The organism is Pseudomonas fjordensis, assembly GCF_976987115.1.
In genome coordinates, this window is the sequence record NZ_OZ336860.1 from 195,376 (window position 1) to 220,715 (window position 25,340).

Below are 25,340 nucleotides of genomic sequence, written 5' to 3' on the forward strand. Positions count from 1 at the left end.
CAACGCCCCGCTGCATGAGAGCCTGACAATGGATGTTCGCCAATTCGCCTTCCTGGCCCGCCAACCCTCTGCCGCCCTGAAGCGCCGGGACGCGTTCTTCGGCCTGCCCAAGCGTGGGCTGGCGTTGATCCTCGCCAATGCGTTGTTCTGGCAGCCGCTGCTAGCCCAGGCCGAGGGCATCGTGGTCAGTGCGCCGGGCACCACCGTGGGCGCGGCGGGCAATGGCGTGCCGGTGGTCAACATCGCCACCCCCAATGGCGCGGGCTTGTCCCATAACCAGTTCAAGGACTACAACGTCGGCCCCAACGGTGTGATCCTCAACAATGGCAACGGCGCCATGGTCAACACCCAACTGGGCGGGATCATTGTCGGCAACCCCAACCTCAAGGGCGGCGCGGCGAACGTCATCCTCAACGAAGTCAACGGCGGCAGCCCCAGCCAGTTGCGCGGCTACACCGAAGTGGCGGGGCAGTCGGCCAAGGTCATCGTGGCCAACCCGTACGGCGTGACGTGCAGCGGTTGCGGCTTTATCAACACCCCCAACGTCACCCTCACCACTGGCAAACCGGTACTCGACGCCAGCGGTCAGTTGCAGCGCTATGAAGTGGATGGCGGCGCCGTGACCATCGACGGCGAAGGCTTGAACGCCAGCAACGTCGAACGCTTCGACATCATCACCCGCTCGGCAAAGATCAACGCACAAATCAACGCCCGCGAACTCAACGTGATCGCCGGGCGCAACGACGTCGACGCGCAAAGCCTGAAAACCACCGCCCGTGCCGATGACGGCAGCGCCAAGCCCGAGTTGGCAATCGACTCCTCGGCCCTGGGCGGCATGTATGCCGGCGCGATCAAACTGGTGGGCACCGAAGCCGGTGTGGGCGTGAAGCTCGACGGCACCCTGGCCGCCAGTGGCGGCGATATTCAGCTCGACGCCAACGGGCGCCTGAGCATGGCGCAAACGGCGGCCACCGGTAACGTCAAGGTCACCGCGCAAAACGTCGACCTCACCGACAAGGTCTACGCCAACGGCAATGTGCAGGTCACCAGCGCCCAGGCTTTGGTCAACCGCAAGAGCATCGCCGCCGGCCAGCGCATCGAGATCAACGCGGCCAGCGTGAACAACCCCGGCATCATCGAAGCCGGCGTCGCTGCCGATAACAGCCGCAACACCACCGGCGATCTGGTGGTGAACGCGCAGACCTTCACCACCAGCGGCAACCTGTTGGCCAGCCGCGCCTTGGCGATTACTGCCGCACAAGCGCTGACCAACCAGGGCGCGATTATTCAGGCCAAGACCGTCGAGGTCAGCAGCGCTAAACTCACTAACCAGGGCGCCACTGCGCGCCTGTTCGGTGAGCAGAGCCTGGCGATCAACTCGCCGGCCATCGTCAACCTCGGCGGCCTGATCCGCTTCGGCGAAGGCCAGGCCGCCACGCTCAACAGCGCCTCCCTGGACAACCGCCAGGGCCGTATCGAAATGGCCGGCGGCAGCCTGGTGCTCACCAGCGCCGACCTGAACAACAGCGGCGGGCAAGTCATCGCCAACGACCTGACCGTCAACGCCGGCAACCTGAACAACCAGAACGGCGTACTGGTGGCCAAGACCGCGACCGTCACTGCCAGCAACCTCGACAACAGCCTCAAGGGCCTGATCCAGGCCGACGGTGGCGCGCTCAACCTCGCCGTGTCCAACACCTTCAATAACAATCAGGGTTTCGCCCAGGCCAGCACCGATCTGAACGTCACTGCCGGCACCCTCAGCAGCAACGCAGCCGGCGTACTGAGCGCCGACACCGGCAAGCTCACCCTCACCGCCGCGCAACAGCTCAACAACGCCCAGGGCCGCGTGCAGGCCGGGCAGGGCGATATCGAACTGCACGCCGCCAACCTGGATAACCAGGGCGGCACCATCGTCGGCAAGCAACTGCTGCTCGACGTGGCTGGCGGCGATATCGACAACCGCGCCGGGCGCGTGTTGGGCGACCACCTCGACGTGCGCGCCTCGGGCCTCGACAACCGCAACGCCGGCCTGCTGGCCGGTGGTGCCCAGGGCGTAAGCCTGCTGCTCAAAGGCCCGGGCCAGTTGCTCAACGCCCAGGGCCGCATCCAGAGCGAGGGCCTGCTGCAACTGCAAGGCGAGCGCTTCGACAACAACGCCGGCATCCTGCTGGGCCAGACCGTCGACGTCACCGCGCAGACCTTCACCAACAGCAACAAAGGCGCGCTGGTCAGCGATGGCGGCGACGTGGTGCTCAAGGTCAGCGACCTGCTCACCAACGTCGGCGGCCAGATCGATGCGGGCGAACGCAGCGTGCTGGTCAAGCAGCTCACCACCCTTAACAACGACGGCGGCACCCTGCGCGGCAAGCGCCTGGACATCGCCGCCCAGCACCTGAACAACGACAACGGCCAACTGCTGGCCGGCGCCGAAGGCCTGAGCTACAGCGGCCAGGATGTGAGCAACCGCAAGGGCCTGATCCTCAGCGGCGGCGCCCTCACCGAACTGAACACCACCCGCCTGGATAACCAGGGCGGCACCGTGCAAGGCGACAGCCTGAGCGTCACCGCCAACAGCGTCGACAACGGCAGCGGCGGCCTGATGGCCAGCCTGGTCGGCAACCTGCAACTCACCGTAGAAGCCCTGGCCAACCGTGGCGGCAAGCTGTTCGGCAAAGAACAAGTGACCGTCAGCGGCGCCAGCCTCGACAACAGCGCGGGCGGCCAGGTCAGCGGCAACCAGCTCAACCTGACCTCACGCAACACGCTCACCAACCAGGGCGGCCTGATCGAAGCCAACCAGGGCCTGACCCTTACCGGCGGCAACCTGGACAACAGCGCCAACGGCCAACTGCGTGCACTGGGCGGCGCCAGCAGCAAACTCAACCTCAGCGGCGCGCTGAACAACCAGAACGGCACCCTCGAATTCGGCAGCCAGGCCTTCAGCCTTGACGCCGCCAGCCTCAACAACCAGAACGGCATGTTGCAACATGCCGGCACCGGCCTGTTCCACCTCAACACCGCCAGCCTCGCAGGCAGCCAGGGCAATATCCAGGGCATGGGCAGCGCCGACTGGGCATTCGGTAAAGTCGATGGCCTGGGCCGCGTGCAACTCAACGACGTGCTCACCTACAAGAGCGACCAAGGGCTGGCCCTCAAGGCCGGTGACCGCATGGCCAGCGCCAAGGGCTTGATCCTCAACGTGGCCAGCCTGGACAACGGCGGCGAACTGCTCAGCGACGGTGACATCAGCATCACCACCGGCGATATCACCAACAGCGGCCGCGTCTCGGCCCTGCAAACACTCACCGTCGCCGCCAACAACCTTAGCCAGAACGGCGGCCGCCTGGCAGCCACCAATACGCGCCTGACCCTGGGCGGCACCCTGGACAACCTCGGGTTCCTCAACGCCCGCCAGCAACTGGACATCGCCGCCGCACAAATCAACAACCGTGGCACCCTCGGTGCCCAGGGTGCAGTGAACCTCACCGCAGTCAACGGCATCACCAATGCCGCCAACACGCTGCTGTTCAGCGGCGGCGACATGACCTTGCGCAGCAATGGCTTCAGCAACAGCTATGGCGATGTCTACAGCAAAGGCAACCTGAGCTTCGCCGCCCGCGATGGCGGGCGTGCCGTGCTGTTCAGCAACCGCTCCGGCATCGTGGAAAGCGAAGGCTCGATCGGCATCAATGCGGGCTTTATCGAAAACGCCAAAGATGAATTCGAACTCGGGCAAACGCTGACCACCGGCAGCTTGAGTTGGATCTGTGGCCAGCACTGCGGCGAGAGCGACAACTGGGAACGCGGCGAGATCACCATCTACGAAACGTACCTTGAGGCGGCGACCAAGGACTCGGCAGCGGCGCGCCTGGTGGCGGGCAAAAACATGCTGCTGCAAGGCGACACGGTGCAGAACCGCTACAGCCTGATGGCCGCCAATGGCGACCTGAGCATCACTGCCGGTGACCTGCTCAACCAGGGCGCCGCCACCCGCACGGGCCAGCGCAAGCTTGTCATCGGCACGCCAGGTCACGTCTCCGACGATTTGTTTGAACGCATGCAATATGTCGACGTGCCCGCGTTCAATGCGGCCACGGCGGCTGGGAATTTCGACAAGGCGCGCTTCGAAGAACTCAAAAGCCGCTCACCCAATAGCCTGCCGTTCGCCTACGCAAGTGACGTCACCACCTGGACCAACAACAGCGGCCCCGGCTACGACGCCACCCTGCAAGCGGGCGGCACGGTCAACCTCAACGTCGCCCGCACCCTGCAAAACGGCACGCTGCACAACAACACCCTGGCGCAGTTGACCGGCACCCTCGGCGACGACCAGACCGGCATCCCCGTTGGCGGCATCAACATCAACCTGAGCAAACACGCCAACGACCCGAGCGCCCAGGCGCCCGGCAGCGTATTGCCCGTGGTAGGCGTGGCCCCTGGCGGCGGCTTCGTGCCCGTGGACTACACCGGCACCGCCTTCGCCCCGGTCGACCCCACCACCTCGCCCACCTTCCAACTGCCCAAGGGCGAGTACGGCCTGTTCGTCAAGAACGCCGACCCTACCAGCCACTACCTGATCGAGACCAACCCCGAGTTCACCTCAGTGTCGGGCTTCTTCAGCTCCGACTACATGCTCGGCAAACTCGGTTTCACCGCCGACAACGCCTGGCGCCGCCTCGGTGACGGCCAGTACGAAACCCGCTTGATCCGCGACGCCGTCCTCGCGCAAACCGGCCAACGCTTCCTCGCCGGCGGCCTGTACAGCGATGCCGACCAGTTCCGCTACCTGATGGACAACGGCCTCGCCAGCAAAGACGCCCTGCGCCTGAGCCTGGGCGTGGCCCTCACCGACCAGCAAGTCGGCGCCCTGACCCACGACATCGTGTGGATGGAAAACCGCGTCATCGACGGCCAGACCGTCCTCGTACCGGTGCTATACCTGGCCCAGGCCGACTCGCGCAACGTGCGCGGCAACAGCCTCATCCAAGGCCGCGACCTCAACCTGGTCACCGGTGACGACCTGATCAACGTCGGCACCCTGCGCGCCAGCAACAACCTCTCCGCCATCAGCAGCGGCAGTATCTACACCGGCGGCCTGGTCGAAGCCGGCAACAACCTCAACCTGCTGGCCCAGGACAGCATCCGCAACGCCATGGCCGGCGAAATCCGCGGCAAGCAAGTCAGCCTTACGGCCCTCAAAGGCGACATCACCAACGAGACCACCGCCATCCAGGTGCGTGACGGCGCCGGCATGCGCACCCTCACCGACACCAGCGCCGGCACCATCGTCGCCCGCGAAAACCTCGCCATCGACGCTGGCCGCGACCTCAACAACCGCGGCGCCCTTACCGCTGGTAACGACGCCAATCTCACCGCCGGCCGCGACCTGAACCTCATCGCCGCCAGCGACACCAGCGTCAAACACGAGAGCCGCGACGGCGGCGAGAAATCCACCATCACCACCGACGTCAAAAACCTCGCCGCCAGCGTCACGGCGGGCGGCAACCTCAACATGCAGGCCGGGCAAGACGTCAACATCATTGGCAGCAATGCCACGGCGGGTAAGGACATCAACATCCAGACTGCTCGCGATTTCAACGTTGCGTCCGTTGGGGAGACGCATAAGGTTGAGGGCAGAGAAAAGGACGGGAAGAAACGCATCAAAACGTCGGACGAGCAGGTAACGCAGGAGGCTAGTGTATTGACGGCAGGCAGGGACTTCACCAGTCAGGCCGGGCGTGACACGACACTGGTGGCGAGCAAAATCAGCGCCGGAAATGAGGCGTACCTGTACAGCGACCGTCGGCTGGGTCTGTTGGCTGGGCAAAATAGCGCCTACACCCTCTATGACATGAAAAAGAACAGTGGTTGGGGCAATAAACAGACCCGTCGTGATGAGGTGACGCAGGTTACGCACGTTGGTACTCAAATCACAGCCGGTGGCGACATAGGCTTGATAAGCGGCAGCGACCAGTTATACCAGCGCGCCAATATAAGCAGCGGCAAGGATGTCAACATCCTGAGTGGTGGATCGGTGACATTCGAGGCGGTAAAAGACCTGCACCAAGAAAGTCACACCAAAAGCAAGAACGATTTGGCCTGGACGAGTTCTTCCGGGCGAGGAAGCACTGATGAAACTCTCCGCCAGACTCAGGTTGTTGCACAGGGCAAGTTCGCGATCCAAGCTGTCAATGGCCTGAAGGTGGACCTCAACCATATCGATCAAAAAACTGTTGCTCAAACCATTGATGTAATGGTCCAAGCGGACCCGCAGTTGGCTTGGTTGAAGGACGCCGAGAAGCGTGGTGATGTTGATTGGCGTCAGGTTCAGGAGGTCCACGATTCCTTCAAGTACAGCCACTCGGGCCTCGGGCAGGGCGCGATGCTGGCTATCATTATCGTCGTGACGGCACTGACGGCAGGCGCAGCAAGCGGTCCACTAGGCGCAGCGGCGGGCGCCAGTGCGGGCTCCGGTACAGCCATGGCGGCGGCTGGTAGTTCGGCGATGGTGACGGCGGGCACAGCGACGGGCGTGGCCGCAGCAGGTTGGGGCAACGTCATGGTCACAACCGCGCTTTCTTCAATGGCCGGCACTGCAGCTGCCAGCACAATCAATAACAAGGGCAACCTTGGGAAGGTATTGGAAGATGTAACCAGTGCTGATGCATTGAAAGGCTATGCAACGGGAGCGGCAATTGCAGGTTTTGGTGCGGCATTTACCAATGGCTGGGGACGTGAGTTGACTTCCGACGGTAACTACAAAACGGTGAGCTACGCTGAGCGAGTCAAGGCCTATACAGCGAATACTACGTTGAAAGGTGTGCTGAGCGGTTCAGATAAAAAGTCGTGGCTGACGATTGCGGGTACCGGAGCGATGACGGAGGTCTATGAGTTCTCTGCTGGTCGCGGGCCTGATGTCCGGCCAGGAGTCGATAGGGACACAGGGCCAGCATATGAGGCTGGAGCCGACGGTTTCGTTCCGAGGCAGTACACAGACGATGTGATGCGAGAAGGGAAGAATATTGGTTTAAATAAAGCCATTGAGTGTGAAAGCTTCTATGCGGTATGCCATGGGACCCCCATCAGCAATATGCTCAATCAAATACCTGGGTTTAATGCGTTTGCCACGCTGCATGATGGATGGATGATTGACCTTGAAGCTTATAAAGCCGCGCCAATGTCATTGTTTGAAAATTTGGGCAGTATGCCTCCAGCTCTAATGACTAATTACGGTGCTTTATATGACAAGTATCGGCCACAAATAGAATCGGAGAGAAAGCGTGAGCAAAATTAGCGTAATAATGGTAGTTGTATTTCTGATTGCGGGTTGCGCGCCGTCACGGTCTGCGTGGGTATCCAGTAAAGATGGATGGGTAGGTACCACGTTTGAATCTCACGTATACAGCATTTGCTCGCGCACGCCCCATACATGTACTGAGCCATTTTGGTCCCCCGCTAACAAAGAAAAAACGTTCGATAGGGTAGTAAAAGAAAGCAGCGGGACGCGCTACTACATAACCTGGATTAGGAATTGTCGCTATTCGGTGCTTGTGTCTCCGGAAAGTAGGATAGTGTCATGGAAGTATGAAACTAATAACTTAGAAAGTTGCTATTTGTTTTAGGGTGATATATATAAAGAAAAAGGGCGAATTTATTTAGGCTGGAGTTGGAAGGCCTATTAAATAAATCTGTCTCCTTTTGTTATAGCTCTGGTAAAACTGCGGGGGCGGACATGTCCATGACGGTCGCAGGAAAAGATGTATGCGGTTTCTGCAAAGGTGACATTGCTGCTGCCGCAGAAAAAGCTGAGTTGAAATCGCTCACCGTGAAAGCTATAGATGATAAAACGGGACTTCCGAGAAACTATTACTGGGAGACAGGCATGAAGTCCATTAAGGAGAAAATAGATGATAATTGGAGGGTATACACTTAATCCTGAACACGGTAGATTGCAAATCCCTCTTGTTCGCCAACCGTCCCTGGAAGATGTGAAGTCCATTATAAGCAAGTATAGAAAATTTGACGGTGTCGCTTCGTTGTCTATTTCACCGACGCCTGAATATGGACCGTATGAAATCAATCTTTACGCTGATTCTGGAAATTATCTTTTGATGCTAAATCAATACCTTAAAGATGGTGAGCACGTCGTGCGTACTCTTAATAATACGTCGATGGGGACAAGTTCAGTTGAGATTTTGGGCGACTATTACCCGGCGAGTTTCATAACTAGAGATATAGGTGTCGTTACTTCTTGTTTTCAAGAGTTTTTGAATTTTGGTGATGTGAGTTCGTTCGTCTTGAGTGCATAGAAATAATAAGAATGTAATAAAAGAGTAAAGGGGGGCAAATTTATTTTAATTCGAGATGGCGGTAAAGCCCTATTAAATAAATCTGTCCCCTTTTGTTCAATAGATATACTTAATGAGCCAAATATCAGAAATATTTCTGTAAGGGTGGCACGGTGATGACCACATATAAACTCGAATTTCGACATAGACCTAGTGTTTCAGAGTCTATCGAAGAGAGGCATAAAGATTTTTTGAGAGCTATAGGCGATTTGGGCGTTCCGTGGAATTTGAACGATGCCTTTGACGTCCCCCCTATTGGAAGCGAGTTGGTGACCTCGGTGTCATTGGATAAGCTACTTCCAGTCGGCGTTAAAGGTCGAATTTCATATGCTCTGCGAGATCAGAAGTATCTCCAAGATGATGCGCAGTTTGATGATACGCTATTTATTGAATTTAAAGACTCCAAAGTCGACTATTTATATTTGTTGAAGATTGTTTTTCCTGTTTATATAAAGGCGTTTGGCTCCTATCGCTCAGCGTTACATGATTGGAATGTTACGAGGAGCGATTGGCCTTTAGTGTTGGAAGCTTGTGATTCTACAAAAAAGGACGTTAACGGAAGGGATGGCGTTTTTCGTATAAATGCGGCGAATTATTTCGATAAGGAATTGTGTTTTCGCGCCTTTGGAAAAGGGCCGCGTGAACTTGTTGATTTGTTGAATGGTTATGTAGAAGAAGTGTGTGAGTTTGAAGAGGGGGTTTTGATTGTGATTAGTTATACTCCGCTTTCTGCCGGCGAACTACTCAGTGCGGGTGATCCACTAAAGAGTTTAGTGGTTTGATTTTTTTTGTCTGGTCAAATTGGTTGATGTATTACGGTTTTGATTGGGCTTGATTGGGCTTGGTTGAGTTGGTGTAAAGGTTCTGTTTTGGTGGTTCTTTAACAAAATGGTTTCTTATAAGTCGGCCGGGCAGTTATGAGTTAACTACCCAGATTCTGCTTTAGATCTTCGCGTTTAATTTCCGTCCAATAATATCCAGCAGATCACACCCGTCCCTCAGCGGGATAGCCAGAAATAGTGAGAAAAGGGGACAGGTTTTTTTAAATTAGAGTTGAAAAGCATATTAAATAAATCTGCCCACTTTTGTTCTTTTAGTTTTCTTTGCTATTTATTTTTTCCTTTTATTCAGTAAATCCGCTGTTGTTAAAAATTGCTCCTTTAACTTTGTCCCAGAATGTAGGTTCTGAATATTCTGGTTTTTTATCTGCAGGTTTTACGTAGGGGGTCCACGTTGTTGTAATATTAAACCGAGTGGTTAAGCCCGGCTGCTCGTCAATAACTTCACTGTAATGAAAGTGTCGCTCTAGCAAATTGCTAGAGACATGGCTCACATACTGTTCCAGGGTAGTGTTGATGTTTTCACTCCCACCAGGGGTAACTGAGAATAGCCATAAGCGACTATCTCCTGTCGTCACTATCTGAGCATTACGTCGCCATACAGGTTCGTGCTGATTCCAAGGCTCATCCACAAGGTCTGAAACGACTTTTCTGATAAAGGGTAGGGCTTCTGAGAATTGGCCGACCGCTTGCCCTTCGCCATAATATTTGTCCATTTTAACCTCCAAGTTTTTAAGTGGTGCCGCCTAGTCATGGGCGTCGTAGAGGAAGTTAAAGGGTTTTCCGTTTTTCCAAACCTGTTAGAAATGACAGTTTTTTAGAGCTTTTTGCTATTGCCCTTATAAAAAACCTGAGATGCAAGAGTGCTCGGGCTATTTTGCGGGCTGGCAGAATCGTTCATGAATAAGGCCCGCAGCTCGGGCGGCTAAGGCCGCCCGATTTTCACTCAGGACGGATCGGCAATAAGCCTGCGACTGATGACATCCAGCAAATCACACCCATCGCGCAGCGGAATGGCCAGCAAGTGGGCGAAGTCTGAAAGCACTACGGCATCGCTGCTGAGTTGTTCGCGGAAGGCCAGGTTTTCCAGCAGTTGGGTGACGGCCCGAATACGGTGCACGGCGGCGTCGTGAAGGACGTCCAGAGGTGCCTGGGTGTCGATGATCAGGGCTGGGACGGTGCAGTCGTGGCCGGTGAGGGGGATGTATCGATTCATCATTAAGCTCTCTATTGATTATTGAGGGCTCGTTCTTCGGGTCGCCAAACCCGGCCGCCTTTTGAGCGACCGTCGGACTATAAGCCCCTCACCCAAAACCACGCAAGGCATCACCGCAATGGCACCACCCTTCACGCAATGCCATCCATCGTGAAGCGGCTTCCCCTTGGGCTTTGAACATTTCGTTTACCCCAGTGTCTTTACCCCGCCCACCCGCAATCGGTCGGGCTGCATGGACTGCAGCGTTTCAATAACATTAAGGATTAATGTGAACCTCTCCCTACTACGGCCTCCTGTCTGCCACCGCCTGCGGTGCGCTGGCTCGCGCCTGCGATTCCCGAGGACGCTGGGGGCCTCATTCGGATCAATTGATCCTTTCGCTCAGCACACCTACTGCCGCCGGGCGTATTGGCGGCTTTGACTGTAGTTCATGGAGTTTGAAATGAAGCGTAAGCAGTTCCAGAAAAGCCTGTTGGCAATCATGGTCGGCGCCATCAGCACGCAGGTGCTGGCAGTCGAGTTCGACCTGGGGCAGGGTAAGAATATTTGGGCCAGTGAGTCGTTCAATGAGCCGGTGACCATCACCGGTCAGTTTTCCCGCGTGGTCGATTCCAACACCACCGACCCCGCCGGCCTGGGTTTTGCGAACACCCACATTCAAGGCTCGCTGATCAATCGCGCCGACATCACGCTGGATTCCCAAGGCCGTACCATCCGTGCGATCGCCATCGACCCGATGTTCTGGACCGGCCCGACCGGTTTGGCGGCGGGCACTGTCACCGGGGATGTGGTTCAGGCAGGCAACGTGCTGATGCGCAACGGTGCCTATGAAGGGCTTGAGATTGGCCCTACCACCATTGGTGGCAGCCTTATCAACTTAGGCACCATTCGCTCCACGCCTCCCGTGGGTACCGTGACGACGCCCGGCTACCTGGGCGGCGGCGAGGGTATTTACCTGCACGGCACCACCATTGCGGGTGACGTTTCCAACACCGGTGTGATCGACATGGCCGGCCCGGGTGCGATTGGCTTGATCCTTGACGTCAACAGCGGCACGCCGACCACCATCGGCGGCAAAATCCTCAACTCGGGCTCGATTATTGCCACAGGCGAAGGCGCTTGGGGTGTGGAAGTGGAAACCGACACCAGCCCCCTGCGTATTGAAAACAGTGGCCTGATTTCTGCCAATGGCGATGAGGCCAAAGGGCTGTTTCTGTACGGCGGCACCTTCGATTACATCCTCAACACCGGCACCATTGAAGCCAAGGGCGCGTCTGCCAATGCCTTCGACCTTTCCGGCGCCAGCTTCGCGCAGAACAGCGCTACGGGCGCACGCGGTATCGTCAACCGCGGGCTTATCGCGGCGGACGGCACTGCGATCCATGTGGATACGGCCGAGCAGGTTGCAAGCTTTGAAATCAACCAGCAAGCCGGCGAAATCCGCAGCAACAGCGGTATCGCCGTCGACGCCAACAACCTCGCGAGCCTGAACTGGACCGGCGGCAAAATCACCGGTGACCTGCTCAACCTCAGCGCCGTCAACATCGACGGCCAAGCGGCTTTCAACGGTAGCCGTATCATCGCGCCGGTGTCGGTCAACTCGGGTTCGCTGAACCTTTCCGCACCTGGCACCGCCATCACCGGCGATCTCAATGTGGCCAGCGGCGCAGGTATTGATATGCACCTGGCCGACAGCGTGGTGCCGACCACGCCGTACCTCACCGTTAACGGCACCGCCAACCTGGCCCAGGCTTCCAAGCTGACGGTCAGTGCCAACCCGGGCGACTTCGCGGCGCCAAAAGCCGGCACGCAATACACCCTGCTGCAAGCCACCAACGTGCAGAACAACGGCGTAGCGGTGGCCAGCGCCTCGTCGTTGCTCGACGTGCTCAGCTACTCGGCCGATGCGCAGACGGTCAAGGCCGTGGTGGCGGTGAAAAGCGATCAGCAGGTGCAGCAGGAACTGTCCGGTGTCGGCGCTGGGGCGTCGGCTGCTACCGCGGTCAATGTGGTGAAAAACCAATTGCTCGGCGACCTCAGCCAATACGACCCGATATTCCAGGCGGTGGCGACCGCCGGCAGTGCTCAGCAACTCGCTCAGCTTGCCGACCAGCTCACGCCGGACGTTAATCGTGGTGCACTCGACGTGGCGCTGTCGGGGCAAACCGTGGTCAACGGCGCGATCTTCAACCGCCTCACCGACCAACGTGAAGGCCACCAGGTCGGTGGTGTGTGGGTGCAGGGCCTGAGCAGTAACATGGACCAGGACGGCCGTGGCGGCAACAACGGTTACTCGGCCAACAGTAGCGGCATGGCGGTGGGTGTGGACGGCCGTTTGAACGACACCACCACCCTGGGCGTGGCGTACAGCTACCTCAATTCCAACATCCATTCGGACCTGGGCAACAAGACCGACGTCGAAGGCCATGCGCTGTCGCTGTACGGCAACTGGGCGCTGCAAAACTGGTTCGTCGATGGCAGCCTCAGCTACGGCCATAACGAGAACGACAGCAAGCGCCACGTCGCGGGTACCACGGCCAAGGGCAGCTACGACAGCAATGTGTTGTCGGCCAGCATGATCGGCGGCTACAGCTTCAAGCCGACCCAGGCGATGGTGATCGAGCCGCGTGTGGCTGCGCGCTATGCCAACGTGCGCATGGATGGGTTTACCGAGAAAGGTACGTCGGCGGCGTTGAGCACGGCTTCGCAGCGTTATGAAGTGGGCGAGTTGGGTGCCGGTGTGCGTTTGGCCGCCAACCTGCCGCTGAGCGCCGGTACGCTGCAACCGGAAGCGACCTTGATGGCCTACCACGACCTGATGGGTGACCGCGTGGCGCAGACCTCCAACTTCGTGGCGGGCGGTCCGGTGTTTACCGTCACCGGAGCGTCGGTGGCGCGTAACAGCTACGAGGCCAGCGTGGGTGTGAATTACAAGGTCTCGGACTTCACCGTCGGCGCCAGCTACACCCGCCAGGCGCGTAGCGGTTTCGATGCGGACGGCGTGATGCTCAAGGCGCGCTACGCGTTCTAAGCAACACCGCAAAACACAGTGGGGGAGGGAGCAAGCCCTAATGCCAGTCAGTTAAGCGCACATCGCCCTCTGTAGGAGCGAGCTTGCTCGCGAAAAACGTTAACGATAACGCGTGCTTCCTGAATAAATGCCGCGCCTGTGAGTTTTTCGCGAGCAAGCTCGCTCCTACAAAAAGCCTTAACTGACTGGCATTGGGGCTTGTCCCCTCCCACATTGGGTTTGTGTGAATCCGCAGCGTTCGGGTCAGAACAACTTGCGCTGCACCGCTTCATCCAGCGTGCTGCGCGTCAACGCTTCTACCACTTCGCGGGTGTCTGCCTGGAACGGGATGCCCACGATCAGCACCAGGTGCATCCAGGTGCGTATGGACTCGCTCTTCTTGACTCGGCCCAGTTCCTTGCCGTCTTTGTCCTTGAACACGGTTTCCAGGGTGAAGGTGTTCTTGGCTGTAGACGGGATGATGAAGAACGTCACGCCAGTGATGATCGCCGAGGCCATGCTGAACTGTTCGTTGTTGTACAGGGTAGCGTCGGCGTAGATGTCCGAGTCGACCTTATCGGTGCTCACCCGTGCAAAACGGTTGGACTGGCGGAAGCCATCAGCCACGGCTTTCTCCCACAGGGCAGCGGGAGCGCCGGCAGCGGCGTTGGCAGGGCCGCCGTTGATTTGGTTCATCCCGGTGGTGCGTACGTACGCCGTAGGTTTCTGTGCTGGTGCGTTGGCGGTGGGTGGCCAGGTTTGCACGGGTGGCAGTTCGTGCTGGGAATAGGACACGCAGCCCGTCAGCAAGACTGCCGCGAGTACCAGGCCGTGCTTGATCAATCCTTTCATGTGGAGCTCCCTGGGGTTACGGTTTGGCCAGTTTGGCGGTGGCAGTGTCGAGCAGTTGCGCGACGAGTTCGTTCAGTTGTTTGGCGCCCATGGTGGGGGCCCAGTATTCGCGCCCGTAGAGGCCCACGTTGCGCTCGAACTTGACCTCTTGCTTGCTGCTGGCCAGTTCCTTGCCGTCGCGATCGACAATCACCAGGTCGCCGGCCAAGTCGAAGGTGTCGACAAATATCGGACCGTTGACCCAGATCCAGATCGTCAACGTCAGCAATGCGCCGGGCACATAACCTGGGTGTACGCCACGGTGGCCTTTAAGAGACGTCATGTTGAATTTGAGCGAAACATCCTGCTCGCCAAGGCGTACGGGGTACTCGGTGACCTGTTTGAAGTAACCGGCCGTGCGCACGTATTGATTGAGCTGCAGAGTCAAGGATCGGCTGATCGCAGTTTTGTTGGCATCGTTGACGTCGGCGGCACTGACCGTCACATCAGCGATTTGCGCACTGCGTGGGCTGCTGACAGAAGCCGGGTGTAGCGGGGCGCCGATAGGGCCGGTGACGGTGTAGGACACACAGCCTGTCATCGACAGCGCGGCGATCAGGGCCGTCGCCCGCAAGAGGATTTTCAACACGCAATATCCTTATTAATAAATGAACCAGTCCAGGCTCTCGACCCGTTGGCTCATAACTTTAGGGCTGGTCCAATTTCTCGTCCCCGGCAACCGCGCTCATTATTTGAACCTGCGGTTGGCCGAAACACCTTGAGAACCGCTCTCAACCCCGTAAAATGCCGCAGCCGTTGCATCACAGTCTTTCAGGGAAGAATCCAGGCCAGCACGTTTTCAGGCTGCCTTTCTCCTTGGAAAACCCAGCAACGCTGATTTCCTCACCCAAGGAGCACCCTGTGAAGACACTGTCCAAAATCCTGCTGTCGGGCCTTACCGCCGCGGCGCTGTTGACCGTGGCCGGTTGTGCCACCGAGAGCAACCGCGCGATGCCGGTGGAGCAAGTCGCCAGCGCCCACGTGGCCTATTCCGGCGTGCGTGTGCCGATTGCTGTGGGCAAGTTCGATAACCGCTCCAGCTACATGCGCGGCATCTTCTCCGATGGCGTTGACCGTCTCGGCGGCCAGGCCAAGACCATCCTTATCACCCACTTGCAGCAGACCAACCGCTTCAGCGTGCTGGACCGCGACAACATGGGCGAAATCTCCCAGGAAGCCAAAATCAAAGGCACCGTGCAGAAGCTCAAGGGCGCTGACTATGTGGTGACTGGCGATGTGACCGAGTTCGGCCGTAAAGAAACCGGCGACCGCCAGTTGTTCGGCATTCTCGGCCGTGGCAAGACCCAAGTGGCCTACGCCAAAGTCGCGTTGAATATCGTCAACATCAACACCTCTGAAGTGGTGTATTCCACCCAGGGCGCCGGTGAGTACGCGCTGTCCAACCGTGAAGTGATCGGCTTCGGCGGCACCGCCAGCTATGACTCCACCCTCAATGGCAAGGTGCTGGACCTGGCCATGCGCGAAGCGATCAACCGCCTGGTCGACGGCATCAACGCCGGCGCCTGGAACCCGCGTAACTGATCAGTCACACCACAAGGAGCAGTACACGGATGAGCAAGGCAGTGAAGTTAGCGCTGACGCTGGCAGCAGTCGCGACGGTAGCCGGGTGCCAGACGGCGCCCCAGCCCCTGTATCAATGGGAGAGCTACCAGCCGCAGGTTTACGAGTACTTCAAGGGCGAGCCCAAGGAAGCGCAGGTGGAAGCACTGGAGCGCGATCTGCAGAAGATCAACGCCAGCGGCCGCAAGGCGCCGCCGGGTTACCACGCGCACCTGGGCATGCTGTACATGAACATGGGCAAGGATGACCAGATGGTGCAGGAGTTTCGCACCGAGAAGGCGCTGTTCCCTGAGTCTGCTGCGTACATGGACTTTCTGTTGAAAAACGCCAAAGCCGGAGTCGCCACCAAATGAGCCTGTTAAAACTCACCGGCGCCTTGCTGGCCCTGGCGTTGCTCGGCGGTTGCGCCGCACCCAAGACGGTTGATTATTCGGCGTACAAACAGGCGCGGCCCAAGTCGATCCTGGTACTGCCGCCGATCAATGAATCGCCGGAAGTGCAGGCGTCCTACAGCCTGGTGTCGCAAGTCACCTACCCGCTGGCCGAAGCCGGCTACTACGTGTTGCCGATTGCCCTGGTGGACGAAACCTTCCGCCAGAACGGCCTCACCACCGCCAACGATATCCAGGCCGTACAACCGGCCAAGCTGCATGACATCTTTGGTGCGGACGCGGCGCTGTACATCACCATCAGCGAGTACGGTACTCAGTACATGCTGATCTCCAGCGACACCTCGGTGACGGCCTCGGCCAAACTGGTGGACCTGCGCACCGGCACCACCCTGTGGACCGGTTCGGCGCGCGCGTCGAGCGAGGAGGGCAACAACAACGGCGGCGGCCTGGTGGGCATGCTGATCACGGCGGCGGTCAAGCAGGTGATCAACAGCTCCACCGATGCGGCGCACCCGATTGCCGGTATCACCAGTGCGCGCTTGCTGTCGGCAGGGCAACGCACCGGCATCTTGTACGGCCCGCGTAACCCCAAGTACGGCACGGACTGAAAGATCAACTGTAGGAGCGAGCTTGCTCGCGAAAAACGTCAACGATAACGCGTGCTTCCTGAGTGAACGCGGCGTCTGTGAGGTTTTCGCGAGCAAGCTCGCTCCTACAAGGTGAATTTCAAGGGTTTAACCCGAACCCGACCTATGTCGCGTCTGACCTTGTGAACGGCTCATTCATTCACGAGGTTCAGCCCCATGTCCCGCCCTCTGCTTTACCTGCGTCCCGCTGCCCAAGGCTTCACCGTTACCCTGCTGGTAGCGCTGGCCGGGTGTGGGCTGTCCTCCTCGCCCGAGGTGGCCAAACCCGCACAACCCATCGCCGAGTTGCACAGCGCGCCGGTTGAGGGCGCGATGGCCAAACGCATGGTCATGCCGGCACCGATCATGGTGCGTGAAATGGCGATGATGAATGACCGCAGCGAACCCCGCGAGCAATACGCCAACCTGCCCGACAACCCCGTGCACCGCGTCGCCGAAACCCCGGTCTCCACCTTCAGTGTGGATGTCGACACGGGCAGCTACGCCAACGTACGGCGCTTCCTCAACCAAGGCCGCCTGCCGCCCGAAGGCGCGGTGCGGTTGGAGGAAATGGTCAACTACTTCCCCTACCATTACGCACTGCCCACCGATGGTTCGCCCTTTGGCGTCACCACCGAAGTCGCCGCCACACCGTGGAACCCGCGCACAAAACTGCTGCGCATTGGCATCAAGGCCTCCGATAAAACCGTGGCCGAACTGGCGCCCGCCAACCTGGTGTTCCTGGTGGACGTGTCCGGCTCCATGGACCGCCGCGAAGGTTTGCCGCTGGTCAAAAGCACGCTGAAGTTACTGGTGGATCAACTGCGTGATCAGGACCGCGTGTCACTGGTGGTCTACGCCGGTGAATCCCGCGTGGTGCTCAAGCCCACCTCCGGGCATGACAAAGCCAAGATCCGCAACGCTATCGACCAACTCACCGCCGGCGGCTCCACTGCCGGCGCGTCCGGCATCGAACTGGCCTACCAAATGGCCCGCGAAGGCTTTATCGATCAAGGCATCAACCGCATCCTGCTGGCCACCGACGGCGACTTCAACGTGGGCATCCGCGATTTTGACAGCCTCAAGCAAATGGCCGTGGCCCGACGCAAAAGCGGCGTATCGCTGACCACCCTCGGCTTTGGCGTGGACAACTACAACGAACACCTGATGGAACAACTGGCCGACGCGGGCGACGGTAACTACGCCTACATCGACAACCTGCGCGAAGCGCGCAAAGTGCTGGTGGAGCAACTGAGTTCCACCCTGGCAGTGGTGGCGCGGGATGTGAAACTACGGGTGGAATTCAACCCGGCCCAGGTCAGCGAATACCGCCTGCTGGGCTATGAAAACCGCGCCTTGAAGCGTGAGGATTTCAACAACGACAAGGTCGACGCCGGCGAGATTGGCGCAGGGCACACGGTGACGGCGCTGTATGAAATCGTGCCCAAGGGCGAGAAGGGCTGGTTGGAACCTCTGCGTTACGCTGACGCGCGTGCGACCGAAGGCAAGTCCGATGAGCTGGCGATGCTGCGGGTGCGCTACAAGCCCGCTGCGGGCGGTAACAGCCAGTTGATCGAACGCCCCATCGCCAACCAGGCTGCCCCGGCCAGCGACGACCTGCGCTTCTCGTCTGCCGTCGCCGCCTTCGCCCAACAGCTCAAGGGCGATGGCCGCTACACTGGCACCATGAGCTTGCAAGACACCGCCAAACTGGCGCGCTCGGCCCGCGGCGATGACCCCTTCGGGCTGCGCAACGAATTCGTGCAACTGGTGGAGCTGGCCCAAAGCCTCAAACCCTGATCTCGCTCACAACCAAAATAAAATGTGGAAGGTGGCTTGCTGCTAAAGCTTTTTGTAGGAGCGAGCTTGCTCGCGAAAAACTCACACGCACCGCGTTTATCCAGCAAGCACGCGTTATCGTTGACGTTCTTCGCGAGCAAGCTCGCTCCTACAGTAATCCTGTTTCGGCTGACCAAAAGGAGTTCGCCCACTATATGGCCGTTCCAGACGACTCACCCAGCGACGAATCGCTGCTGGCCCGCTACCGAACCGGTGACGCTGCCGCCTTCGAAGCCTTGTACACGCGCCATCGCCAGGGCCTGTACCGCTTCCTCGTGTCCCTGTGCAACAAAGCCGAACTGGCCGAAGAAATCTACCAGGACACCTGGCTCAGCCTGATCCGCAGCACCACCCAGCCACAAGGCCGGGCGAGTTTTCGCACCTGGTTGTTCCAGATCGCCCGCAACCGCCTGATCGACCACTGGCGCAAGCACGGCATCCACAACCCGTTGCACGACAGCTACGATGAACAGCTGCACGCCCAGCCCGACCACAGCGCTGGCCCCGAACAACAGCTGAGCCTGAGCCGCGACCAGGCCCGCCTCGACGCCGCCCTGCAAGACCTGCCCGAAGACCAGCGCGAAGTCTTCCTGCTACGCCTGCACGGCGAGCTCGAAGTACCGCAAATCGCCACCCTCACCGGCGCCCCGCTGGAAACCGTAAAAAGCCGCCTGCGTTACGCCCAGCAGAAACTGCGCCGCCTGCTGGCCGAGGAGATACTCGCATGAACGACTCCCGACACACCCCAGACGACGAGATGCTCCAGCACTTTCGTCAACACAGCACGGGCGAACCGCCCGCGTCCCTCGACGCATTCATCCTCAACGCTGCCCGCCGCGAAGCGCCCAAGCCCGCGCCCAACCTGTGGCAGCGCTGGCTGCGTGCATGCCAGCAACCGCGCTGGCAAATGGCATTTGCCAGCCTGGCCGGTGTGGCGTTGCTGGTGGGCGTGATCACGCGCACCCCCGAGTTGGACCCGGTACACAACACACGTCTCGCTGCCCCGGCCGCGTTCTCCGCGCCTGCGCCGATGAGCGCGCCGCCCCGTGCCGAGTCCTACAGTGCCGAAATGAGCAGCGATGCCTTGCCCCAAGGCAAGCTGGCCAAGCGCGCTGCGCCGCAACCTCTTGAGCTTGGCTTGCAGGAAGTAGCGCGCCTGCGCGCGGCAGGGGATGAGGCCGCAGCGACGACCAAACTTGCCGAGTTGCAAAAGCGCTTCCCTGGGCAAAACCTGGAAGAACGCCTCAAAACCTTGCCGCCGCACTGACCCCGTGGCGATGGTATCGCGCGATACCATCGCCGGCTTGGCGGCAACGGGTCATAAGCATATGAATTTATAATCAGTAGCGGGGTGTGTAATTACTGCTAGTTTGCGTGGAGAGCTGCTGCCCCATACAAGGAGTTCCCATGTTTACAGCAGCATTGATCTACATCCTGGCGGTGATAAGCCCGGGCCCCAACTTCATCATTGTCAGCCGCTTCGCCTCGCTGGGCTCGGTGTCGACCGGCATCGGCGCGACCCTGGGCATCTGCACGGTCGGTGTGTTTTTCTCGACCATTTCGTTGCTGGGCCTGGCGGCTTTGTTGCACCAGTACCCGGCGTTTTCCAAAGTCGCCACGTTATGCGGTTCGGCGTACCTGCTGTACATCGCGTACAGCATCATCAAAAGCGTGCTGGCCAAGAACACCGGCACGGCCGAAAGCACCGCACCGGGCGCGACCAGCTTCGCCAAGGCCTACCGCGTGGGGGTGATCACCAATATCAGCAACATGAAAACCATCGCTTTCATGATCAGTATTTATGCCGGCTTTCTCTCGGTGCCGCGCTCGGAGATCGACAAGGTGCTGGTGGTGATGCTGTGCTCGACCCTGGAAGCCATCTGGTATTCGGTGGTGGCGCTGCTGTTCGGCCAGGGCCCGATCAAGGCGCTGTTCCTCAAGTACACCCGGCAGATCGACGTCGGGCTGGCCGTATTTCTGGTGGCGTTCTCACTGAACAACGCCATTCCTGTGCTGATCGCCAGTCGATGAGTTTGGGCTATGGAATATATGACTGAAGGATGCGTTTTAAGCCTCGCCGTGAGCCCGGTACCAGGCCACCGTGTCCGTGAGGGTCTGCTCCAACCCGCGAAAACTCAGCCCCAGTTCCTCTTCACTTTTGCGGTGGTCAAAGCGGGTACGGTGCTCCTCGCGTATCAACAGCCGTAACGTTGCCATGCTCAGCAAGATAGGCTTGCCGGTCAGGTACGCGTAGGCCTCTTGCACCGCTGCCAACAGGTACAGCGCGGGCAGCGGCAGTTGGCGCGAGGGCACCTTGACCCCAGCAATACGCCCCAGCACCGGCATCAGCTGGCGCATGGTCAAGTTGCGACCGGCCGCGAGATAACGCTCGCCCCGTCGCCCGCTCTGGGCGGCAGCAATGTGCGCCCAGGCCACATCGCGGGCATCGACCAGAGAAAAGGTGCCAGGAATCAGCCCCGGCAACTTGCCGTTGATCACGTCCCTCACCAACTGGCCCGAAGACGTCGGCCCACGGTCACCCGGCCCCCACATCCAACCGGGCAAGACCATGCAGGCGTGCATCTGCGGGTGGCTTTCAAGAAACCTCAACACCTCCCGCTCAGCCAGGATCTTGCTGCGGTAGTAGTCATCCGCATCGGCCTCGGCCCGCAGGCACGTCTCATCGATCGGCGTACCGCGGGCGCCGTCGAGCACGGCAATCGACGAGGTATGCACAAACCGTCGCACACCGGCGTCATAGGCCTGTTGCAGCAGGGCTCGCGTACCGGCGACATTGATCTTTTCCAGCTCTTGCCAATGGCTGCCGCCCTTGTAGTTATCCCGAAAAAACGCCGCGCAGTGAAACACCGTATCGCAGCCTTGCAACGCTGCCGCGAAGGCATCCACATCCGCCATGTCCCCCACCACCTGTTCCACACCCGGCACATCGCCGAACTGCTGAGCGCCCTTGGCCGCCGAGCGCACCAGCGCCTTCACCGCATAACCCCGTGCGACCAGCTCCCGTACCAGGTTGTTGCCCAGCAAACCGGTGGCACCGGTCACAAAGGTGCTGCGCAAGCGATTGGGGTTCGTGTTCATACAGGCCATTCCATTTGTTGAGAAGGCCAGTAGATATACCCGCGAGCCCGCGCCGTAAAAACAGCGCCTGCGGCATAATGGCTTTGCACATCTGCACACCAGGGAAGCGCGGAGATATGGCATTGCAGGCAAATTGGGACGATCTTCGACTGCTGCTGGCAGTCTCACGGCGCGGCAGCTTTTTACAGGCAGGCCAATTACTCGGTATCGCGGCCTCTACCGTCTCCCGCCGCCTCACCCAACTGGAAACCGCCCTGGGCGAACCGCTGGTGGAACGCGGCGTGGAAGGCTGCCGGCTCACCTCCCGAGGCCAAGCCCTGGTAGACGTCGCCCTGGCAGCCGAATCCGGCCTGCGCCGCCAGGCCCCCGCCGACGGCACGCCCGCAACCCTCAGCGGCACCGTGCTGGTGAGCGCTGGCGAAGGCTTTTCTGCCAGCGTGCTCGAAGCCGCCAGCCGCTTCACAGCGCAGCACCCAGGCTGCTCCGTAGAACTACAGGTCACCACCGACTTCCACAAAATCGTACGAGGCGTGGCCGACATTGCCATACGCACCGCACACCTGGGCGAACCCTCCCTGATCTACCGAGGGCTCGGCAAACTCGCTTACGGCGTGTTCGCAACCGCTGAATACCTGCAACGATTTCCCGCGCTAACTCCCGCCACTGCCGCCAGTATCGCCTTGCTGCCACCGCTGGACCTGCTACCGCAAATGCGCGCCGCGAAAGCTGCGGGGCTGGACCATGCGCCGATCAGGGTGAGTTCGTTTGCGGTGCAGCTTGAATCGGTGAGGCGAGGGATGGGGGTGGCGGTGTTGCCGCGTATTTTGGCGACGGGGTTGAGTGAAGTTTTCCAGGAGATAGAACTGCCGGCGATGGAGGTTTATCTGGTGACGCGGCCACAGGCGTTGAAGCAGGGGCATATCCAGGGGTTTTTTGGGGTGTTGGAGGGGGTGTTGCGCGGTGAAATTTCAAGCCTGGAAAAGCAGCATTCCGGGAATTCATCAAGGCCTTCGTAATCCTCAACCCATCGGGATGTAGGCGCTTAGCCACTCGTAGCAACATCGAGTTGCGCGTGCAAGTGGCTCACAAAAAAGCCCCGGGTCTTAAGACCTCGGGTGTTTCATTCATGTCTGGCTCCACACTTCTGCGGCGATGGTGCTGGCGTCCTTTGACATTTCCAACACACCAATGCGTTCTTGCCATTCCTCGAATTTGACAGGTAGAAAGGACGCATTTGTAATGCGCAACGCAGCTTCGGTGATAGACCTCTACGGCATCAGCTGCATCTGCGACAAACCGTATTCCCCCAACGAATACAGCAACGTCCCATACCCCAGCTGGACGTAGCCGACCCTGTCAGCACCATAATCCCCGCCACCACCTTCCACTTGGACGTTATTTGCCATGGCCTGCACATTCGGTGCGCTGAGGCCCTTTCGCACGGCGTAGTGGTTGTAGAGCAGTTCCCATATCGGACGGGTTTCGCCGCGATGATCGGCCGAGATGACGGTCTGTTTGAAGCTGCTGTTGGGGATGGGGGTAAACGGCACCTCCTGGCCAAGGTTGTACTTGGCCACATACTCGGCGCCCTGCAGCACGCGGTTGTTCTGGTAGCCGAACAGGTCGTTGCCCTGGTTCCAGGCCATTTGGCAGAAACTGCCGAGCAGGGCTATGTCGAGCATGGCGTGTGACTGATCACGTCCGCTTTCCTGGACTTGACCGAGGCCATCGCCGTAGAGCTTCCACACTGCGTGGGCGATGGCGCCGTTACCGGTGCCGTGCTTGAAGTAGTCGACGGCCTCGTTGTAGAGATCGCGGCGGTCGGTCAGTACGCCGATGGCCAGCATCGAGTTCATGTTGGCTAGGTCCCAGCTGGCCCCATGATGATCAGGCCGGGCGCCGTCGTGGTTCACCAGGAAGTCATGATTGATGGGGTAGAACACAGTGAGCATCATGCCTTGAAAACGCTGGAAATCTTCCGCCCGCCACTTTGGGTAGCTGCGCAGCAGTTCGGCCGCGTTGGCCAGTTGGTAGCCGTACAAGCCTGCCACCAAAGCTCTGCCGGGCTTGTCTTTGATCGCGGTGAGGGTCAAGGCCCACTGGTTCAAAATACTCACGGCCTTGTCGGCATACGCCGGGTTGTTGGAGATCTGCCAGCGCAGGGCCAGTGCATACGCGGCGGCTGCGTCGTTGAACAGAACACTGTCGTTATTCGGGCCGCCTGAAGTGGGGTACACCACCGGCATCGGGTTGGGCTGCCAGGCTAATGAGGCATGGGGATTGGCGATCAGCTTCTGCCAGCCGGCCAGCCACGGCTGGTTATAGTTGGCCAGCTTCTCGCGTATCCGCGTGAAGTCCTCCCGGGTCTGGAGCAGGCCAGGATGCACGAACGCTTCGGTATGCAGGGTGGGGGAGGCTTGACTGCCGATACTCATCAATAGCGCATAGAGCAGCACGGCTCTTTTGGACAGGTACTTCAAACGGATCATCGTGTGTACGCCCTGATGGGGAGAACCTTGCGCGGTCTGAAAAGCCATTCGCACAGGACCGGAATCTGCCCCAGGGATAGTCCAGATGAAGCCTGCATACCCGGGGCTTGTTGTCAAAACGTGTAGTTGATTGCAAACAGGCCCAAGCCAGCGGTTTCGCGCCTTACCAGCGGGCTGTCGCTGGCCTGGTCAGCGTATTGAGTCAGCGTCAGGCTGGCCAGCGTTGACCAGTGCGCGTCGAAGGTGTGCTGCCAGTTCAAGGCAGCGGAGTAGGCATAGATCCCGGCGTCGGCGGTGTACTTGCTGTAGATCGAGCGTTGGCTCTGAGCCTGGGTGACGCCGAAGAACGTCTGGTTGTAGCGGCTATCGCCGGCATGGGCGTCGATGGCCAGGCTCAGGGTGTCGCGGCTTGTGTGCAACAGTATGCCTTCCAGGCCAAAGCGGTAACGGTTGCCTCGGTGCTCGCCGGCCATGCGCAGTTCGGCTTCGCCGTTGACCGACAGCCAGTCAAGCAGTTGTTGGCTGAGGGTAAAGTCGGCGACGGTTGCGCCGTTGATATCGCCCATACCTCTGAGCTCGTCGCCGCCCGCGCCGGTAGTGCTGTCCTTCTCCTTGCGGCCCATGTCGTAATTGATCGCCGCGCTGGCGCCGAAGCCACTGTCGGATTGAAATTGCAGGCCCACGCCGCGAGTGGTGTCGGCGAACAACGCTCCGTGCTGGATGCTGAGCATCGGCAGTACGAGCGGACGGTAGCGGTTAGCACCCATGTAGCGAGGTGTGACACCCATGCCAAGGCCCAGGGTAACAGTGGTTTCATCGGCTGCCGGGCTAGCGTCGGCCGCCTGAGCCTGGGGCACGAGTGTGCAGCACAGCAGCGTGGCGGCGCCCAACAGGATGTTGCGGGTAGGGGGAGTGGTGAAGTTCATGGTCAAGCCCTTTGAGCGTAAAGAAGACAGCAGTGCGCCTGCCAACGCGCGATACCGTGCCGCCCTCGGATCGAGCTGTTC

Annotated in this window: 20 protein-coding genes; 13 read left to right on the forward strand and 7 right to left on the reverse strand. The window is 59.4% G+C overall.

Features of this window, described 5'->3' with window-relative positions; all coding sequences use genetic code 11:
- The first annotated feature begins 28 nt into the window (after positions 1-28).
- The 4 genes from ACWHXD_RS00795 (at position 29) to ACWHXD_RS00810 (ending at position 9,133) form a co-directional block, all read left to right on the forward strand.
- Positions 29-7,297: a two-partner secretion domain-containing protein gene (locus ACWHXD_RS00795; protein WP_138761801.1), complete on the forward strand. Its 7,269-nt coding sequence runs from the start codon at positions 29-31 to the stop codon at positions 7,295-7,297.
- Between the two features lie 372 nt (positions 7,298-7,669).
- On the forward strand, positions 7,670-7,936 hold the full coding sequence (locus ACWHXD_RS00800; RefSeq protein WP_423814704.1) for a cytidine deaminase-like fold-containing protein: 267 nt from the start codon (positions 7,670-7,672) through the stop codon (positions 7,934-7,936).
- On the forward strand, positions 7,911-8,312 hold the full coding sequence (locus ACWHXD_RS00805; protein WP_156995558.1) for a DUF6911 family protein: 402 nt from the start codon (positions 7,911-7,913) through the stop codon (positions 8,310-8,312). Before ACWHXD_RS00800 ends, ACWHXD_RS00805 begins: the two co-directional genes overlap by 26 nt.
- A 155-nt stretch (positions 8,313-8,467) precedes the next feature.
- Positions 8,468-9,133: a hypothetical protein gene (locus ACWHXD_RS00810; protein WP_138761800.1), complete on the forward strand. Its 666-nt coding sequence runs from the start codon at positions 8,468-8,470 to the stop codon at positions 9,131-9,133.
- A 341-nt stretch (positions 9,134-9,474) separates the two neighbouring features.
- On the opposite strand, the gene ACWHXD_RS00815 is transcribed toward ACWHXD_RS00810, so the two are convergent.
- A complete protein-coding gene (locus ACWHXD_RS00815) occupies positions 9,475-9,906 on the reverse strand; it encodes a hypothetical protein (RefSeq protein ID WP_138761799.1) in 432 nt (143 codons plus the stop codon).
- Positions 9,907-10,136: 230 nt separating this feature from the next.
- Entirely contained in the window at positions 10,137-10,394 is a 258-nt protein-coding gene (locus tag ACWHXD_RS00820) for a hypothetical protein (RefSeq protein ID WP_138761822.1), read from the reverse strand.
- 454 nt (positions 10,395-10,848) lie between these two features.
- Here ACWHXD_RS00820 and ACWHXD_RS00825 point away from each other — a divergent pair, with 454 nt between their 5' ends.
- Complete coding sequence (locus ACWHXD_RS00825) at positions 10,849-13,437, forward strand: autotransporter family protein (RefSeq protein WP_138761798.1); 2,589 nt, start codon at positions 10,849-10,851, stop codon at positions 13,435-13,437.
- Between the two features lie 243 nt (positions 13,438-13,680).
- Here the strand turns inward: ACWHXD_RS00825 and ACWHXD_RS00830 are convergent, their stop codons facing one another.
- Entirely contained in the window at positions 13,681-14,268 is a 588-nt protein-coding gene (locus ACWHXD_RS00830) for a hypothetical protein (protein WP_057010469.1), read from the reverse strand.
- A 16-nt stretch (positions 14,269-14,284) separates the two neighbouring features.
- Positions 14,285-14,896, reverse strand: a complete 612-nt coding sequence (locus ACWHXD_RS00835) for a hypothetical protein (protein WP_138761797.1) — start codon at positions 14,894-14,896, stop codon at positions 14,285-14,287.
- Positions 14,897-15,168: 272 nt separating this feature from the next.
- Between ACWHXD_RS00835 and ACWHXD_RS00840 the strand changes: the two genes are divergently transcribed.
- From ACWHXD_RS00840 to ACWHXD_RS00870, 7 genes are all read left to right on the forward strand, one after another.
- Entirely contained in the window at positions 15,169-15,849 is a 681-nt protein-coding gene (locus tag ACWHXD_RS00840; RefSeq protein WP_005783620.1) for a CsgG/HfaB family protein, read from the forward strand.
- Positions 15,850-15,878: 29 nt separating this feature from the next.
- Entirely contained in the window at positions 15,879-16,241 is a 363-nt protein-coding gene (locus tag ACWHXD_RS00845; protein WP_003187504.1) for a DUF4810 domain-containing protein, read from the forward strand.
- A complete protein-coding gene (locus ACWHXD_RS00850) occupies positions 16,238-16,888 on the forward strand; it encodes a DUF799 domain-containing protein (protein WP_005783625.1) in 651 nt (216 codons plus the stop codon). Before ACWHXD_RS00845 ends, ACWHXD_RS00850 begins: the two co-directional genes overlap by 4 nt.
- 195 nt (positions 16,889-17,083) lie before the next feature.
- Positions 17,084-18,706 (forward strand): vWA domain-containing protein, encoded by a 1,623-nt coding sequence (locus tag ACWHXD_RS00855; protein WP_138761796.1) that lies wholly within the window; start codon positions 17,084-17,086, stop codon positions 18,704-18,706.
- Between the two features lie 194 nt (positions 18,707-18,900).
- On the forward strand, positions 18,901-19,473 hold the full coding sequence (locus ACWHXD_RS00860; protein ID WP_138761795.1) for an RNA polymerase sigma factor: 573 nt from the start codon (positions 18,901-18,903) through the stop codon (positions 19,471-19,473).
- The gene (locus ACWHXD_RS00865) at positions 19,470-20,012 is read left to right on the forward strand and encodes a hypothetical protein (RefSeq protein ID WP_032894208.1); all 543 of its coding nucleotides are present in this window, start codon (positions 19,470-19,472) and stop codon (positions 20,010-20,012) included. The genes ACWHXD_RS00860 and ACWHXD_RS00865 overlap by 4 nt, the downstream gene beginning before the upstream one ends.
- A gap of 140 nt (positions 20,013-20,152) precedes the next feature.
- Positions 20,153-20,776 (forward strand): LysE family translocator, encoded by a 624-nt coding sequence (locus tag ACWHXD_RS00870; RefSeq protein WP_138761794.1) that lies wholly within the window; start codon positions 20,153-20,155, stop codon positions 20,774-20,776.
- Between the two features lie 36 nt (positions 20,777-20,812).
- Here the strand turns inward: ACWHXD_RS00870 and ACWHXD_RS00875 are convergent, their stop codons facing one another.
- Positions 20,813-21,844, reverse strand: a complete 1,032-nt coding sequence (locus ACWHXD_RS00875; RefSeq protein ID WP_138761793.1) for an SDR family oxidoreductase — start codon at positions 21,842-21,844, stop codon at positions 20,813-20,815.
- 116 nt (positions 21,845-21,960) lie between these two features.
- Here ACWHXD_RS00875 and ACWHXD_RS00880 point away from each other — a divergent pair, with 116 nt between their 5' ends.
- Positions 21,961-22,860, forward strand: a complete 900-nt coding sequence (locus tag ACWHXD_RS00880) for a LysR family transcriptional regulator (protein WP_138761792.1) — start codon at positions 21,961-21,963, stop codon at positions 22,858-22,860.
- A 252-nt stretch (positions 22,861-23,112) separates the two neighbouring features.
- Here the strand turns inward: ACWHXD_RS00880 and ACWHXD_RS00885 are convergent, their stop codons facing one another.
- A complete protein-coding gene (locus tag ACWHXD_RS00885; RefSeq protein WP_032894204.1) occupies positions 23,113-24,333 on the reverse strand; it encodes an alginate lyase family protein in 1,221 nt (406 codons plus the stop codon).
- Between the two features lie 113 nt (positions 24,334-24,446).
- Entirely contained in the window at positions 24,447-25,259 is an 813-nt protein-coding gene (locus tag ACWHXD_RS00890; RefSeq protein WP_098952580.1) for a MipA/OmpV family protein, read from the reverse strand.
- Positions 25,260-25,340: the final 81 nt, after the last annotated feature.